Source organism: Afipia birgiae 34632 (genome assembly GCF_000308295.2).
Taxonomy (GTDB): Bacteria; Pseudomonadota; Alphaproteobacteria; order Rhizobiales; family Xanthobacteraceae; genus Afipia; species Afipia birgiae.
Map to the genome: position 1 here is coordinate 1,335,278 of NZ_HG326652.1, position 15,953 is coordinate 1,351,230.

Genomic DNA, 15,953 nt, shown 5'->3' on the forward strand with positions numbered 1-15,953 from the left:
TCCTGGCGAAGGATAGGACGCTGGGTCTGTCTAAAGAGATCGCCCGAAGATGGACGCCTCGTCGGTTACGCTGCTCGCCAAGTCGAGCGCTTCCCAATAGGTCTCTGGAGCCGGCACGCCGTTTCTCTTTTCAATCTTGAGCATCGGGTTGGGGAACGTGAGCCGAGCCGTTTCGATGTCCTCCAAAAAGGCGTGGGTCGAGGCCCATAGTTCGATCGTCCTATCGAGGTCGGGAGACGCGATTGCAGCAGTGACCCGCTGGCATTCCAATAGCGCGCGCACCAAGGGAGCCGCACTAAAGCTAGATGCGTGGACGAGCGCCTTGATGCCGCCGATATAGTCCTCCCGAAAGATCGTCGGAACGATAAGCCGCGACTGGCCCGCGCCAACGAGTTCTTTGGTCATCATAATCCTCGAGGTGCGCCCGTTGCCATCGTTGAAGGGGTGGACGAGAACAAGAAGCGTGTGGACGAAGATTCCGCGCGCAAGCGGACTCGTCAGGCTTCCGAGCGTCTCGAATCCTTCCTTCAAGGTGCCCTCCACCAAGTTCGGTGCCACGAACTGAGTGTTGCCGACGAAGTTCGGCTCGGTCTTGAAGTTTCCTGGATCTTTTTCCGGCCGGCCGTCGAGAAGAATCCGATTTCGCTCCTTGATCTCGTCCACAAATTCCGCGAACGAACCGGCCATGGTTATGCCCTTTGCCATGATCGAGACTTGTCGGAAGGTTTGAACGATGTCGCGACCGTCGGCTGGCCTGCCATCCGGCTCCTCGTTTTCGAAGACGATACGGCGGGCCTTATCGACGGAAAACCTCGTCCCCTCGATGTAGTTCGTGAAGTATGCTTCGATGAACGATGTGCACGCGCGTTCATCGGGTTCGGCATGAGGATCTGGCCGCTCCGGCAGCGCTCCTCCGTTGAGGACGATTGCGAGCGCCTTGAGGCGTTCCATGCAGTCTGGATCGTACGGAGCATCACGTCTCTGCCGGGCGGCCACCTTCTGATGTGCGAGCTTGGCTTGTCGCGTCCCGAGAAAGGTACCGATCAGGTCGTCGAGAATCTTCAGTTCGGCGGACGCATTGAGGGATTCGGCAATCTTGTGCGCGCGTTGGCGGATCGCCCTCAATCCATCTTCATGTTCTGTCTTCAGGAGCCTTTCGATTTCGGCTTCCACTCCCTCGCGTCCGACGTTGCGGCTCGGGCCATCGCGCTCGCGCGACGGCTTTAGATTTTCGAGGAGATTGCGCGAGGCGCTTGGAATGTACGTACCCAGATATGCGACATCACCCTCGAGCGGCCCCGGTCCTGGAAACGAGCGGACTTCCAGGCCCGGGATCGAAAATCTCTTACGGGCCTTGCCGTCGCTGTGCGTGCAAAAGATCCAACCCGGATAGAGGGGGCGGCCGTCGTTGCCGCGATCGCGCCACGGATTTACGGCGATACCCGTTCGCCCAGTCAGGATGGCCCCCGGCACCATTTTACCGAGAATGGCAGCCCAGTGAGAGTAAGCGAACTCGTCGAGGCTTCGGCCATTCAGCTTACCGTAGACGCCCTCAGTTATTTTGGTGAGATGGCCGGCTTCAGCCTGGCGTTGGATAGCCCGGTCACGGGTCCGGTCACCGGATGTGAGTTGAATGTCGTCGGTCATGGCAACATAAGCCTTGGTTGAGGGCAATTTTGTCGCTTTAGACGACATAATACCTCATTCTGTCGCAAATCTCAACTTAAGAATTGATGGACCTAGGTAGAGAAACTACAGCTAGACGACATAAGCGCCCGAATCCGTCTAGATTGTCGCACAGAACAACATAAGCGGGCCATGTGTCGTCAAAGGCGACTTAGCGCAAATACCCACTTGAGCGTCTCCCGACCTGGCTGCGAACAGACCACGATCATGACCGCAATGATCATCAGCGGCAGCATCCCCGGCAGGTACATAGCACCACCATCATGATGGCCATGCCGATGATCGGTGCCGCCGATGCTGCGCCCTCACTCGGCCGGCATCTTGGAGGCGTTGAGGGCCACATCAACCCGCGGCAAAAGGAACAAGGCCAACAATGCCGCAATACTAAAGACGGATGAAACGGCGACGACCCAACGTCCCATCGGTTCAATCAACAGCCCGAAGCCGAGCGGTGCGAGTGCTTGGCAAATACGTGATGGGGCTCCGATGAGGCCGAGCCGATAGGCATAATCTTTCGGACCGAAGATCGCCAGCGGCAGTGTGCCGCGCGCAATCGTGAGGATGCCGTTGCCAGCGCCATGCAGCAGCGCGAATGCCGCTGCAGCGCCACCTCCGAAGATCCCGATGACGCAAGCTCCGATCGGATGTGTGATGCAGGCAAGCCGAGTTGAGAGCAACGGATGAAACCTACTGAGGGTGCTTGCCTCAAGCACGCGAGCCACCACCTGGGCCGGCCCGATCATCATGCCGGCGAACACTGCTTGCGCCGGCGTCGCACCGAACGCCTCGACGATGCGCGGCAGATGTGCCGCCATAGCGGAAGTCACTGTCCAGGCTGCTGCGAACGCGAATGACAGCAGAACCATCGTACGATCGATCGGAATACAAGTTTTAGCGGCGGGCCCCTCGATGTGCTGCACGCGCGCAGTCCGTGGCAAGAAAAGAAGATTGAGCGGAAGTCCGATCAGGATGTGCGCCGCGGCCCAAGCGTAGCACGTTTCCCGCCATCCAATCGTCTCAAGCCCGAGCGCGCTGAGCGGCCAACCAACCGTACTAGCAAAGCCAGCAATTAGTGTGATTCCGGTGATGGCGCTCCGTGCCTTGTCGCCGTAAATCCGTCCAAGCGTGCCAAATGCAGCATCGTACAGGCCCAACCCCATGCCGATACCCAAGAATAGCCAAGCCGCACTCAACATCCACAGCGTGGTCGATGCTCCAAGAAGCGCAAGCCCACCGGCAAAGATGACGTTCGATGTCGAGAGCACCTGACGCCCACCAACGAGATCGATTTGCCGGCCCACGCGTGGCCCGAGCAGGCCGGAGATCACCAACGAAGCAGAGAACACTGCAAAGAGCCAATTGCTCGAGATGCCAAGATCACGCGCGATCGGATCCGCGAGGATCGCCGGTAGATAATAGCTCGACGCCCAGGCGAGCGTCTGCGTCGTGCCAAGTGCCGCGACGATGGGTAGCTGGCGCTGGCTCATGCTTGCGGCGCCGTCGCTCTGGACCAATAGAGCGCCAACGGGCCCAGCATGATGCCCAGGGCAAGGACGGAGAATGCAGCCATCCACGCACTCGGATTCGACGGCCCGCCGGCACTATCCAACGCGATGCCAATCCCCCATGCACCAAGGGCGGACAGGCTGAAACCTACGGTCGAATGCATCGCCATGGTTGCCCCGCGATAACGCGGATCAGCGGCCATCGTCATGCCCGAAGTCAGCGCGCCGGAATCGGCCGGAACGGTGAGAGCATAAATCAGCAACAATGGCAGCAAGAGCCACGGGGACTTGTCGGCGGACAATCCGATCATAAGCGCCACGATGGCAGAACTAAACATAACGGCGGTGATTGCCCGGTGTCGCCCAAACTTCAACGCCAGTTCATTGCCGAGAATGCTTGCGGGCATCGCGAGCAGAGAGAAGACAACACTGACGACAATTGGCGTGAAGATTGACGTTTGTCCGTACCGCAGCACAACGAACGTCCAAAATGCAACGATCCAGGTTCGGATTCCGTAAAGCTCAAAACAATGCGCGCCATATCCGAGAACAAATCCCATTGCAGTTTTATTGCGGAACACTGGCGCAAAATCGAGCAGCCGTCCCTGCGCAGGCTTTGGCTCGACCGGCGGCAACACGAGACAGACCACGAACATTATAATTGGACCGAAGGCTGTCACTAGGAAAGCCGCTCGCCAACCCCAGCTCGCGGCGACAAGCTGGGCAACCAGAAACGACAAGCCGACCCCCAATGAAAAACTGGAGGTGTACAATGTGACGGCTCGGGATGAATCGCCCGGCGCCAAACGGTCGGTCAATGCTTTGAGACCCGGCATATAGGCTCCCGCAAAGCCAATCCCAACAATCGCATTGAAGAGCACACCAGTCCAAAGACCTGAAGCAAACACGCCGAACAACAAGGTGCCGAGCGCGTTCAGTACCGAACCTGCAATTAGGATTTTGCGCGCATCAATTCTATCGGTCAGCGCAGCCAATAGCGGCACGGTCAGCATGTAACCGGCAGCACCAGAACCGGCCAAAAGGCCGGCCTGTGCACCAGTAAGCTGCCATTCCGGTATAAGAAACGCGGCAAGGATAGATGGCACGACGACATGCGGGAGCAAACTGCCGAGTTGCCCCACACACATCCCCGCGATGACAGATCGGCCTTCCAACCTCAAGCTTCTCACTCCAAGCCTAAGCCTTGTCGCCACAACCGCATCCGGTCTTGCCCATCTCCTTCGCCTTGACGTCCTCTACACAGCAGGCGTCGTTGCCCGCAGGAGCTGGACCGCCACAGCATCCCGCAGACGTTGAGTCGCCTTCCACGCCGCCGCGCGTACATACGCCAGTTTCCGGAAGCTCGAGTTCGACGCGTTCGGCGGCTTCGCGGTCCCCCGCAATGTCGGCGGCGATCGACCTAACCTGTTCGTATCCAGTGATCATCAGAAAAGTCGGCGCGCGGCCATAAGACTTCATGCCAGCGAGGTAAAGTCCTAGCTCATCCTGCGCAAGTTCACGCGCGCCATGGGGACGGACCGTTCCGCAGCTATGTTCGTTGGGGTCGATCAATGGTGCAAGCGCGACCGGCGCTTCGATCGAGGGATCCAGCCGGAGGCGCAGTTCGCTCAAGAAACGGAGATCCGGACGGAAACCAGTGGCGACGATGAGTTCATCCACAACGACATGTCGACCGCAACACGAAGAACCGGCACCAATGCGCATGCGATCGCCGGCGGTCGTCAGGTGCGTCACACCGAACCCGGGTTCGACACGGATTTTGCCGGCCGCGACGAGCTCGGCGAAGGCCGCGCCAAGCTCTCCGCGCGCCGCGAGCTTGTCGTTAGCTCCTCCGCCGAACGCCTTGGCTGGATCGGAGCCGCGCAGGAGCCAGACGACTTCGGTCGCCGGTGCCTCATCACGAAGCCGTGCCAGTTCGGTCAGCGTGCCGATCGCGGAATGGCCGGCTCCGAGCACAGCAACGGTCCTGCCGGAGTACCGACGGCGATCGACGCCGCGGATATCGGGCATGGCGTATGCAATGCGCTCAGCAAATTCATGCTCTCCGATCGCCGGCAGTCCGTTCGCTCCGGCGGGATTTGGGGAAGACCATGTGCCCGAGGTATCGATCACCGCGTCGGCGCGCAGCATCTCCGGCCCCTTGCCGTTCTGGTAGCGGATTTCGAATGGCGCGAAGTCGCGGCCCTTGGTCTTGGCCTTGTCGAAGCCGACGCGGCCGATCGCCGTCACGCGGCTCGACGTGCGGATCACATCTGCAAGCGGGGTACGGGTCGCGAGCGGGTCGAGATACTGCTCGAGCAGCTCGGCACCGGTTGGGTAGACGTGCGGATCCGGAGAATTCCAGCCCGTTGCAGAGAGCAGTCTCGCTGCCGCCCTGTCGACGTTGTACTCCCAGGGCGAGAACAGCTGGACGTGCTTCCACTGTCTAACGGCATGCCCGGCAGCCACGCCCGCCTCCAGGACGATGGGATTCAGGCCACGCTCCATCACGTGGGCAGCGGCGGCCAGGCCGACGGGACCCGCTCCAATGATTGCCACGGTTTTGCTCATTCTATCTTCCTATGATTCTAGAACTATCGAATTTATGGGCACGAAAAATCATGCTGCGGACTTCGCCTCACCGCACTTTTCGTCGGCACAACATTCGGCGACCAGAAAATCGACCAGACCCTGCATCAGGTCGTAGTTGGCGTGACAGACGAGCGTGGTGGATTCACGAACCTGCGAGACAAGGCCAACGGAAACCAGCGACTTGATATGGTGGGACAGCGTTGACGGTGCGACCTTTAGCTTGTCCTGCAAACGCCCGACCGCCATGCCCGCCTGGCCCGCGCGGACGAGCGTTCGGTAAATCTTCAGTCTCGTCGGGTTGCCCAGCGCTTCGAGGCGGGCTGCAGCGTCCTCGATTTTCATGACACCAAAGATGCTCCGTCCGTCGTGTGGTGTCAACTGTATTTCTAGAATATTCGAAATATAGGCTGTTCCTCCCCCTGACCGTATCCCGTTGCTGCACGCCACCTGGATTGCGCGGGCAAGCTCCCACGCGGACGTGATGCGATCGAGGGTGAGTACCGCCATCGCCTGTTTCAACCGCTTCTAAATCGCGGTAGCCTCCTCAAAACTAATGAAAAATCGAGGATACGAATGGCCTCGGGTGGAAACAAAGAACTGCATCGGCGCGCTTTCCTTGGTGCGGCGGCGGCCTTGCTTGCGCCCGCCCTCAGCGATGCGGCGGAGAACACCGGTATCGTGCCGATCAGGTTCGGCCTCACGCCGGTGTTCCTGACCTCGGATCTGGAACTCCTGGGGCGGCTGCAGTCCTACCTCCAGCGCTCCACCGGTTCGCCGGTTACCCTCGTCAACAGACGCACGTACCAGGAGATCACCGCGCTGCTGACGTCGGGTCAACTCGATGCGGCCTGGATCTGCGGATTCCCGTTCGTCGCGCATCGCTCCGAGTTGCAGCTTGTGGCGGTGCCACTCTGGCATCGGAAACCCCTCTATCAATCATACCTCATCGTCGAACGCGATCGTCGGGCGAGCGACTTGGATGATTTGCGTGGCGATATCCATGCCTTCTCGGATCCGGATTCGAACTCTGGATTTCTCGTAACCCGCGCTGCGCTCGCTCAACGGAACCTGCGCCCGGAGACTTTCTTCGCGAAGACATTCTTCACCTACGGTCATCGCGACGTCATCCGGGCAGTTGCATCGGGACTTGCGGGATCAGGATCGGTCGATGGCTATGTCTATGACGTCGTCAGCGAGTTGGAGCCGGAATTGACGTCCCGGACCAGGATCCTCAAAGCTTCGGAGTGGCTCGCGTTTCCCCCGATCGCGGCGCCGCGAACCATCGCGGATCCTTCGCGGTTCGAAGCCGTCAAACGCGCATTTCTGCAGATGAACGACGACCCCGAAGGACGTGCCGTCCTGCAAATGCTCCGATTGGACGGCTTCGCCTCTGAAGATCCAAATATTTTCGATACCATTGCTGCCAAGGCAGCACTTGTTGCGGCAGCGGGATGAATCCATGAACGCTTCGCGCTTCAGATCCTGGCCGATTACGATAAAGGTCCCGCTCGCGGTCGTGGCCTTGATGATTCTCGTAGGACTAGTTCTATCAGAGCGTGTCTTGGCGCGCTTAACCGAAACCCAACAGCGCCACCTCGTTGAACTTTCGCAGAGTTATCTCGACGGCCTCTCGTCTGCCATAGCTCCATCGATCCTGCGAGAAGACAATTGGGAAGTGTACGATGCGATCGCCCGGGCGCAGGAGATCAATAAGAGTCTCCATCCTATTGAGACGGTCGTCACCAATTCCGAGGGAGCGGTAATCGCCGCTTCTGATCCGAAGCGACATCCCATCGGCACAAGCTTTTCGCCCAACGATATTTCGAAGACGAAAGCCTTCAGCTACAGCGCCGGCGCCGACACCGCCAACGCTATGCGAACGTTGTCGTACCCGGGTCGAGTAGCCGGCATCATCTACACCACTTTTGATACTCGGCATCTCGCAGCGGAACGTCGCGACGTCCTGATGGCACTTGCTCTCACGAACGGTGCATTGACAATCCTTCTGGCTGCGGCCGGTTGGTTGCTGGTTACGCACATGATGCGACCTGTGCGTATCCTGTCCGAACACCTCGGTGTCGCGCGCGAGACATTGGCTGTCCCCGTCCCCGACGAAATCGTCGCAAAGACCACGGGCGAGTTCGGGCATTTGTTCCGCGGCTACAACGGACTCGTCCGCTCGATGAAGGAGCGCGAGGATCTGAGCAAGCGACTTGCGGAAGAAGAGCGCCTCGGAAGCCTGGGGCGACTTGCGTCGGCCGTCGCTCACGAGATCAACAATCCCCTGGGCGGTCTTTTCAATGCTCTTTCGACGATGAAGACGCACGGTCACCTGGCTGGTGTCCGCAGCAGCAGTTTGGGATTGCTCGAGCGCGGACTTGTAGGAATCCGCGACGTCGTTCGCACAACGCTCGCCGTATACCGCAGGGACAGCGGATCCAGGAATCTCGTCCCCGCTGATATTGACGATCTCGGTATGCTAGTCGCTCCGGAAGGACGGCGGAAATACGTCACGATTCAGATCGACAACCGCTTGGATGGGCCCATCGCGGTTGCCAGCACACCGATCCGACAAGCGCTGCTCAATCTCCTTCTCAATGCCGTCGCCGCGGCTCCGGAAGGCTCGCAGGTAAATGCAACGGTCTCGGCTGGTACCGCTGCCCTCGAAATCGTCGTGTCCGACTATGGCGGCGGCATGCCCGAGTCCGCTTCCGCTGTGCTCACCGCAGGATACGGGCCGCCTCCACTAGATGGCGGCGGGTTGGGTCTTTGGACCACAAGCCGACTTGTCGCCGAAATGGGCGGGCGTATCGAAATCGAACGCCTTCGGCCGAGCGGCACAACCATCAGATTGATCATTCCAATACTTCGCGCGGAGTTGTCCGATGTTGCATAGCGGCCAAACCATAGGACTCGTCGAGGACGATCAGATCATGGGCGAAAGCCTCGTACAAAGGCTCGCCTTGGAGGGAGTGACCGTCAAATGGTGGCAACGCGGCCGAGATGCGATCGATGACATGTCGCGCAATCGGTTCGAAGCTATTGTGTGCGACATCCGTCTTCCTGACCTCAACGGGGAAGAATTATTCCGCGAAGCCGTCCGCTCGCCTCACGCACCGCCGTTTCTCTTCATCACCGGTCACGGCGACATCGACCAGGCCGTCCGGCTTATGCGAGCCGGAGCGGCCGACTATTTCCTCAAGCCGTTCGACCTCGACGACTTCCTGCTGCGCCTAGGCGAGCTGATGCGGCCTAGCGGGCCCGAAGGCGCAACCATCCTGGGTGTTGCGCCGGCGATGAAATCCCTGGAGATGCAACTGCTCCGCGTCGCCAAGCTCGGTTCGACCGTGATGATCACCGGCGAGACCGGCAGTGGCAAGGAGATCGCCGCGCGCTTTCTCCATGCGTCGTCAGGTCGTCAGGGTCAGCCGTTCATGGCGGTCAACTGCGCCGCCATCCCCGCCGATCTTTTGGAAAGCGAGCTATTGGGGCACGAGAAGGGAGCGTTCACCGGCGCCACCCAGAGACACTTGGGATATGCGGAACGGGCTGGAGATGGAATCCTCTTTCTCGACGAAATCGGGGAGCTGCGCTCAGACCTCCAGGCCAAGTTACTGAGGTTGATCGAGGACAAGACGTTCTACCGTCTCGGCGGCGAACGACCGATTCCCTTTAAGGGCCGCCTGGTCGTCGCGACGAATGCCAATTTGCAGAAGGAAGTCGAAGCCGGCCGCTTCCGCGAGGATTTGTATTATCGCATCAACGTAGTGTCGGTGCGCGTTCCCCCACTGCGGGACCGCGTTGAGGACATTCCCTGGCTGATGGAGAGGTTCTTTGCCGAGAGCAGTGCACGAGTCGAGACGGAATTGCGTGGCGTCAGCGCTCTCGCCGAGGAATTCGCCCTCGCCCATCCCTGGCCGGGTAACGTACGGGAGCTTCGCAACAGGATCGAGCGCGCGGTATCTCTCGGCCTCGGTCAATGGGTGATGCCGGGAGATATGTTTCCGGAGCAAGTCCAGGACATCTTGCAACAGGAAACGATGAGTTCGCTCGAGGACGCCAGGAACAGCGCCGAGAAACGCCATATCATGCGGGCGCTATCGGCGACTAAGGGTGAAATCGGGGCCGCCAGCAAGCTGCTGGGGATCGGCCGCACCACCCTCTGGGACAAAATGCGCCGCTTGGGCCTGACCGCGGGCCACTGATAATCTCTCCCCGCCCTGAATGGCCGTTCGACGGTTTCGGCCAGTCCGAATACAGTCTCCGTCCCGCTGCGTGGCCGGATCGTGAGAGCCGGACTGAAGCGGGACCATTCAACGAATGTCCGCGAGCCGCCCGAATGACGACATTACCTCTTCCGGATGCTGCAACCGCAAAATCCCTCCGCCACCTGGTCGCCTCGGTGATCGCGGACCAGAAGTCCTACAACGTGCCAAGCGTGTGCCAGCGCTACGGGCTCGATGATGGTACCGTCGAGGAAGCGCACAGCAGCAAGTACAAGTACGTCAGTGCGCGCGTGCAGTCCTTGACGGCGGCCGAAATACTGGCGGTCGCTCGTGCCCTGCACGGTGACGAGCCCCGGTTCGATCTCGGAGAGGTTCTTGCGAAATTCGATGAATCACGCGGGCCGCATGTAACGGAGCTCACTCGCCGAAGAGTCGTATCGGCGCTCGAGGACGCCGCTCTCTCAATCGACACCCCGGAGATGGAGTTCTTGAAACGGCTCTGGCCGCTGGATCAGATGTCCGCGCCCAAGGGGTCGTTTAGCGAACGGACGATGGAAGATTACATCATCCGCCATCGCATCGCCAACTTCGACATGACCACGAAGGATGTTCTCGAATCTCTCGAGATCTATTCCTGCTCGCAAATGCTGTTCTTTCGGTTCATTGAGGCCCTGACTCACCCGATGCTGCGCGACGAGCGTTCCCAGCGTGAGCTCGTCGGTAAGATATCGCCTCTGTTAGCGGCGGACGGCTTCGACTTGATTCAGACCGATCGGATCTCTGGTTCACCGATCTTTAGCGTGAGGCGATCGACCCACGGCGGGAAGACACCGGCTGACGAGGAGATTGGCAGAAGTCTCTCGGCGTTCAACGTCACCGATGTCCACGAGCGTTGGCAGGAAGCGATGAAGCGTCGCGCATCGGATCCGAGAGCGGCAATAACTGTCGCGCGAACACTGCTGGAGGACGTCTGCAAGTGGCTCCTTGCCGAAGCCGGCGAGACCGTCCCCGACGACGAAGATCTGCCGGGTCTCTACAAGCGCGTGGCAGCGAAGCTAAGGCTGGCGCCCGACCAGCATACCGAAAAGATATTCAAGCAGATTCTCGGAAGCTGCCAATCGATCGTGGAGTCGTTGGGCGCCGTCCGCAACAAACTCGGCGACGCGCACAGCCAGGGCCCAGCGAAAGCACGGCCACAAGCGCGTCATGCCGAATTGGCCGTGAACCTTGCGGGATCGATGGCAACCTTCCTGGTGGCTACATGGGAAGCCCGGAAGGCAGAAGCCGCCAGCGACACATAGAGAGCGATCTCGGATCAGCATTTGCCAACATACCGGTCGCTAGGCCCTTTGGTCCTGCGCGTGATCGGATAGCCGAACCAACGGCAATGCAGCATGTTCGGATTTCGGAACGTTCCGCGAGTTGCGCATGCAATACATCACTGCGGTTAGTTGAATTTCCTGACGTTTCTCGTCTGGCCCGTCTCCTGCAAGGTCACTGATGGTCCGATGGGACCAATGAAATGATGATCTGGGGAGATCAATGATGAAAAGGTGCGACAACCTCGTCGACGTCGGCCGTCGACAGTTCTTGGGCGGTGCCGGTGCGATGACGGCGGCTGCGGCCGCGGTCACAATGCTCCCGCAAGAGGCCAAAGCCGAAGGCTCCGCTCTCGTGAAATACCCGGCGAACCGGCTCGCCAACATCAACGACCTCAAGCCGAACGAACCCCTTCAAGTCAGCTATCCAGACGCGGATGCGCCGGGAGTCCTGCTGAAGCTCGGTCAAAAGGTACCGGGCGGCGTTGGCCCGAACGGCGATGTGGTCGGCTTCTCGACGACCTGTCCTCACAAGGGTTTCCCGCTGAATTACAATGCCTCGGACCAAACGCTGAATTGCCCTGGCCACTATTCGCGTTTCGACTGCGAAAAGGGCGGGCAGCAAATTTGGGGCCAGGCCACACAGAACCTCCCGCAGTACGTGCTGCGCGTGGACGACAAGGGCGACGTCTACGCTGAAGGCGTTGACGAGCTTCTGTACGGCCGCCTGTCCAACGTCCTCTGAGGGAGCACAATCATGAGCTACAAGCGCCAAATCGGTCGCCTGCCGATCGTCCCAGCAGATGCGAAGGAACACAACGTCGTCTGCCACTACTGCATCGTCGGATGCGGCTACAAGGCCTACACTTGGGATGCGCGTTACGAAGGAGGAACCGCGCCCGGAGCAAACAAATTCGGCGTCGACCTCTCAAAGCAGCAGGAAGCGGACACCGCAGCCTGGTACGCGCCGTCAATGTACAACATCGTGAAACAGGACGGTCGCGACGTTCACATTGTCATCAAGCCGGACAAGGAGTGCGTCGTCAATTCGGGATTGGGGTCGTTACGCGGCGCGCGCATCGCTGAAATGAGCTACTCGCGTCAGCGCAACACCCAGCTTCAGCGCCTGACCGATCCGCTGGTTTGGCGCTATGGCCAGCTTCAACCGACCAGTTGGGACGATGCCCTCGATCTGGTGGCACGGGTCACCGCATCCGTTGTTGCCTCACAGGGTGAAGACGGCTTGTTCGTATCCGCCTTTGACCATGGCGGCGCGGGGGGCGGCTATGAGAATACATGGGGCACCGGCAAGCTCTACTTCGGCGCCATGAAGATCAAGAACATCCGTATCCATAATCGGCCGGCGTACAATTCCGAAGTCCACGGATCGCGCGACATGGGTGTCGGCGAATTGAACAACTGCTACGAGGATGCCGAACTCGCCGATACTATCGTGGCCGTCGGAACCAACGCTCTCGAGACCCAGACAAACTACTTCCTGAATCACTGGGTGCCGAACCTCCGAGGCACATCTGTTGACAAGAAGAAAGCCGAGTTCGGCAGCGAAGCCGTCGATCGCGCACGGATCGTAATTGTCGATCCACGCCGCACGGTCACAGTCAACGCCTGCGAAGTCGAGGCCGGCAAGGACAATGTCCTGCATCTCGCAATCAATTCAGGCACTGACCTGATCCTGTTCAACGCTTGGCTGACCTATGCAGCGGACAAGGGATGGATCGACAAGCCATTCATTGCGGCCTCGACCAAGGACTTCGACAAGGCACTTGCGGCGAATAAGGTTTCGATAGCGGACGCAGCAAAAACGACGGGCCTAAGCGAAGCCGACATCGTCAAGGCCATCACCTGGATCGCCGAGCCGAAGGCCGGAAATGCCCGACGTCGGACAATGTTCGCCTACGAAAAAGGTCTGATCTGGGGCAACGACAACTACCGCACCAACCAATCTTTGGTGAATCTGGCCCTCGCAACCGGCAACGTCGGCCGACCGGGCGGTGGCTGCGTGCGCATGGGCGGACATCAGGAAGGCTATTCCCGCCCCTCAGACGCACATGTCGGACGTCCCGCCGCCTATGTCGATCAGCTCCTGATCGGTGGCAAGGGCGGCGTGCATCACATCTGGGGGTGCGACCACTACAAGACCACACTGAACGCAATGGAGTTCAAACGGGTCTACAAGAAACGCACTGACATCGTGAAAGACGCGATGAACGCGGTTCCTTACGGCGATCGCAACGCGATGGTGAAAGCTATCGTTGACGCGATCAAGAAGGGGGGCCTGTTCGCGGTCGATGTCGATATCGTACCGACCAAGGTCGGGGAAGCGTGCCACGTTATCCTGCCCGCTGCCACGTCCGGCGAGATGAACCTGACATCGATGAATGGCGAGCGTCGCATGCGCCTGACCGAGCGCTATATGGACCCGCCCGGTAACGCCATGCCGGATTGCCTGATCGCGGCGCGCATCGCCAACAATATGGAGCGCGTGTTCCGTGAGATGGGCAAGGGAGAAATAGCCGACAAGTTCAAGGGCTTCGATTGGAAAACGGAAGAAGACGCCTTCATGGACGGTTATGCCAAGCACGAAAAAGGCGGTGAATTCGTCACCTATGCGCGGCTAAGGACCATGGGGACGAATGGCTTCCAGGAGCCTGCGGTAAAAATCGACAACGCCAGTGGCAAGGAGCAGATTATTGGGACAAAGCGCCTCTTTGCCGATGGAAAATTCAACTCCAAAGACGGAAAGGCGACGTTTGCTTCCACTCAATGGCGCGGACTCCAGGCGCCAGGAAAACAGGCTGAAAAAGACAAGTTTGCCTTCTTGATCAATAACGGGCGAACCAACCACGTTTGGCAGAGTGCCTATTTGGACGTCGAAAACGAGTTCGTGATGGACCGATGGCCCTACTCGTTCATTGAGATGAATCCTCAGGATATGTCGGATCTCAAGCTCAAGAACGGAGACCTGGTTGAGGTCTACAACGACAACGGATCGACCCAGGCGATGGTCTATCCAACGCCAACTGCGAAGAGGAAGCAGGTGTTCATGCTCTTTGGCTTCCCGACCGGTGTTCAAGGTAACGTGGTGTCGAAGGGCGTCAACGAGTTCATTATCCCGAACTACAAGCAAACCTGGGGAAACATCCGCAAGATCTCGGATGCTCCGGAAGGAGTCCGCCACCTAACGTTCAAGTCCCAGGAATACACGGCCTGATCTCAATACGGGGAGCGCAGCACGCGCTCCCCGTATCTGCCGATCGTCAGCGGGAGTATTCAATGAACGTTAGACCGGATCTTGCGACGGCGCGGGCAGTCGATGATTGCCTGGCAGGCGTCGCGCTTCTTTCCCTTGAGCAAGCGCGCGGGGTCATCCTCGACGGCATTTCCGAAATATCGGGAATTGAAACCAGACCGATAACCGGGCTGGTCGGCCGGATCGCGGCGACGGACATCCTGTCCGAAGTCGCCCTTCCCCGTTTCGATAATTCGGCGGTCGATGGCTTCGCATTGCATGCTGACGACTTACGCCGGCAAACGCCGTTGACCCTCAAGATTGGCGGCAGAGCAGCAGCCGGTCATGCGATGGCGCTCGCGCTGCAGCCCGGCACTACAGCGCGGGTTCTTACCGGAGCCAAGGTGCCCGAGGGCGCTGCAGCCATCGTCCTTGAGGAGCGAACGACGCGATCCTCGACCGAGGTAACATTCCACTTCCTTCCGGAAATCGGCGGCAATATTCGGGGCCAAGGTGAAGACCTGTCGTCCGGGACAATCGTGGTGGCGAAAGGCACCATTATCGATGCCCGACAAATTGCTATCCTCGCGGCCTCTGGAAACGCCCGCATTCCCGTAAAACGGAAGCTTCGGGTCGGAGTTCTCTCGACCGGCGATGAACTTGTCGAAGCAGGATATGAGACCGGACCGAGCTCAATCGTCGATACAAACGGACCAATGTTGCGCTCGTTGCTCGGATCGTCCGCACTCGCTGTTTCCGATCTTGGAATCATTGCAGACGATCGCGACGAGGTAGCCTCGGCGCTATCAGATGCAGCCTCCCACCTGGATCTATTGATCACATCCGGTGGCGTCGCGGGGAGCGACGCCGATCATATTGAAGGCGCGATTGTCGCCGCCGGTGGACGGTGCGAGACCGTGAAGCTTGCTCTTCGCCCGGGAAAGCCGATCGCCAAAGGATCTATCGGAAAGATGCAGGTATTAGCTCTTCCGGGCAATCCAGTCGCTGCTTTGGTGAATTTTCTTCTGTTCGGTCGTCCCCTTATCCGATCGCTGCTGGGAGCGGTTGAGATAAACAAACTGAATTCGTCGGCGCGAGCCGGCGACATCTTCAGTCACAAAGCCGGTAGAACTGAATTCATGCCGGTGAGCATCAAGGGCTACGATAGGGATGGCATTCCGATCATCAGCAAGCTTGGCCGTGGCGGTTCCGCAAGGCTCCTGCCGCTGGTCATGTCCGACGGCTTTGCCGAGATCGACCCCGATGTCGGCGATTTAGATCGGAATGCGATCGTAAAATTCCATCCCTTCTCTACCGCATTCTCCCTTTAAGAGAATCCGCGATCCGGATTAGTGTGGCCAGTCCTGGAGCTTGG

The 15,953-nt window shown here is 59.3% G+C and carries 12 protein-coding genes; 7 read left to right on the forward strand and 5 right to left on the reverse strand.

What is annotated here, in order from left to right; all coding sequences use genetic code 11:
• Nucleotides 1-30: 30 nt before the first annotated feature.
• From BN32_RS06390 to BN32_RS06410, 5 genes are all read right to left on the reverse strand, one after another.
• Entirely contained in the window at nt 31-1,647 is a 1,617-nt protein-coding gene (locus BN32_RS06390) for a Fic family protein (protein ID WP_019197300.1), read from the reverse strand.
• Nucleotides 1,648-1,991: 344 nt separating this feature from the next.
• On the reverse strand, nt 1,992-3,173 hold the full coding sequence (locus BN32_RS06395; protein ID WP_040426054.1) for an MFS transporter: 1,182 nt from the start codon (nt 3,171-3,173) through the stop codon (nt 1,992-1,994).
• Nucleotides 3,170-4,339: an MFS transporter gene (locus tag BN32_RS06400; RefSeq protein ID WP_173405777.1), complete on the reverse strand. Its 1,170-nt coding sequence runs from the start codon at nt 4,337-4,339 to the stop codon at nt 3,170-3,172. Before BN32_RS06400 ends, BN32_RS06395 begins: the two co-directional genes overlap by 4 nt.
• Nucleotides 4,340-4,388: 49 nt before the next feature.
• The gene (locus BN32_RS06405; protein WP_019197304.1) at nt 4,389-5,762 is read right to left on the reverse strand and encodes an NAD(P)-binding domain-containing protein; all 1,374 of its coding nucleotides are present in this window, start codon (nt 5,760-5,762) and stop codon (nt 4,389-4,391) included.
• 48 nt (nt 5,763-5,810) lie between these two features.
• Nucleotides 5,811-6,125, reverse strand: coding sequence for an ArsR/SmtB family transcription factor (locus BN32_RS06410; RefSeq protein WP_019197305.1), 315 nt, complete (start codon nt 6,123-6,125; stop codon nt 5,811-5,813).
• Nucleotides 6,126-6,356: 231 nt separating this feature from the next.
• Between BN32_RS06410 and BN32_RS06415 the strand changes: the two genes are divergently transcribed.
• The 7 genes from BN32_RS06415 (at nt 6,357) to BN32_RS06445 (ending at nt 15,909) form a co-directional block, all read left to right on the forward strand.
• On the forward strand, nt 6,357-7,238 hold the full coding sequence (locus BN32_RS06415; protein WP_019197306.1) for a substrate-binding domain-containing protein: 882 nt from the start codon (nt 6,357-6,359) through the stop codon (nt 7,236-7,238).
• A gap of 106 nt (nt 7,239-7,344) precedes the next feature.
• Nucleotides 7,345-8,679, forward strand: a complete 1,335-nt coding sequence (locus tag BN32_RS06420) for an ATP-binding protein (RefSeq protein ID WP_244438098.1) — start codon at nt 7,345-7,347, stop codon at nt 8,677-8,679.
• Nucleotides 8,669-9,988 carry a sigma-54-dependent transcriptional regulator gene (locus BN32_RS06425; protein WP_019197308.1) on the forward strand — a complete coding sequence of 440 codons (1,320 nt, stop codon included), beginning with the start codon at nt 8,669-8,671 and terminating at the stop codon, nt 9,986-9,988. The genes BN32_RS06420 and BN32_RS06425 overlap by 11 nt, the downstream gene beginning before the upstream one ends.
• A gap of 197 nt (nt 9,989-10,185) precedes the next feature.
• A complete protein-coding gene (locus BN32_RS06430; RefSeq protein WP_244438099.1) occupies nt 10,186-11,310 on the forward strand; it encodes an abortive infection family protein in 1,125 nt (374 codons plus the stop codon).
• Nucleotides 11,311-11,554: 244 nt separating this feature from the next.
• A complete protein-coding gene (locus BN32_RS06435; protein WP_040426060.1) occupies nt 11,555-12,073 on the forward strand; it encodes an arsenate reductase (azurin) small subunit in 519 nt (172 codons plus the stop codon).
• Nucleotides 12,074-12,085: 12 nt separating this feature from the next.
• Nucleotides 12,086-14,560 (forward strand): arsenate reductase (azurin) large subunit, encoded by a 2,475-nt coding sequence (locus BN32_RS06440; protein ID WP_019197311.1) that lies wholly within the window; start codon nt 12,086-12,088, stop codon nt 14,558-14,560.
• Between the two features lie 62 nt (nt 14,561-14,622).
• Entirely contained in the window at nt 14,623-15,909 is a 1,287-nt protein-coding gene (locus BN32_RS06445) for a molybdopterin molybdotransferase MoeA (RefSeq protein WP_019197312.1), read from the forward strand.
• Nucleotides 15,910-15,953 lie beyond the last annotated feature (44 nt).

Coding starts and splice junctions, on each gene's coding strand:
- BN32_RS06390 (WP_019197300.1), bottom strand. CDS start 1,647: ATGACCGACGACATTCAACTCACATCCGGTGACCGGACCCGTGACCGG.
- BN32_RS06395 (WP_040426054.1), bottom strand. CDS start 3,173: ATGAGCCAGCGCCAGCTACCCATCGTCGCGGCACTTGGCACGACGCAG.
- BN32_RS06400 (WP_173405777.1), bottom strand. CDS start 4,339: ATGTGTGTGGGGCAACTCGGCAGTTTGCTCCCGCATGTCGTCGTGCCA.
- BN32_RS06405 (WP_019197304.1), bottom strand. CDS start 5,762: ATGAGCAAAACCGTGGCAATCATTGGAGCGGGTCCCGTCGGCCTGGCC.
- BN32_RS06410 (WP_019197305.1), bottom strand. CDS start 6,125: ATGAAAATCGAGGACGCTGCAGCCCGCCTCGAAGCGCTGGGCAACCCG.
- BN32_RS06415 (WP_019197306.1), top strand. CDS start 6,357: ATGGCCTCGGGTGGAAACAAAGAACTGCATCGGCGCGCTTTCCTTGGT.
- BN32_RS06425 (WP_019197308.1), top strand. CDS start 8,669: ATGTTGCATAGCGGCCAAACCATAGGACTCGTCGAGGACGATCAGATC.
- BN32_RS06435 (WP_040426060.1), top strand. CDS start 11,555: ATGAAAAGGTGCGACAACCTCGTCGACGTCGGCCGTCGACAGTTCTTG.
- BN32_RS06440 (WP_019197311.1), top strand. CDS start 12,086: ATGAGCTACAAGCGCCAAATCGGTCGCCTGCCGATCGTCCCAGCAGAT.
- BN32_RS06445 (WP_019197312.1), top strand. CDS start 14,623: ATGAACGTTAGACCGGATCTTGCGACGGCGCGGGCAGTCGATGATTGC.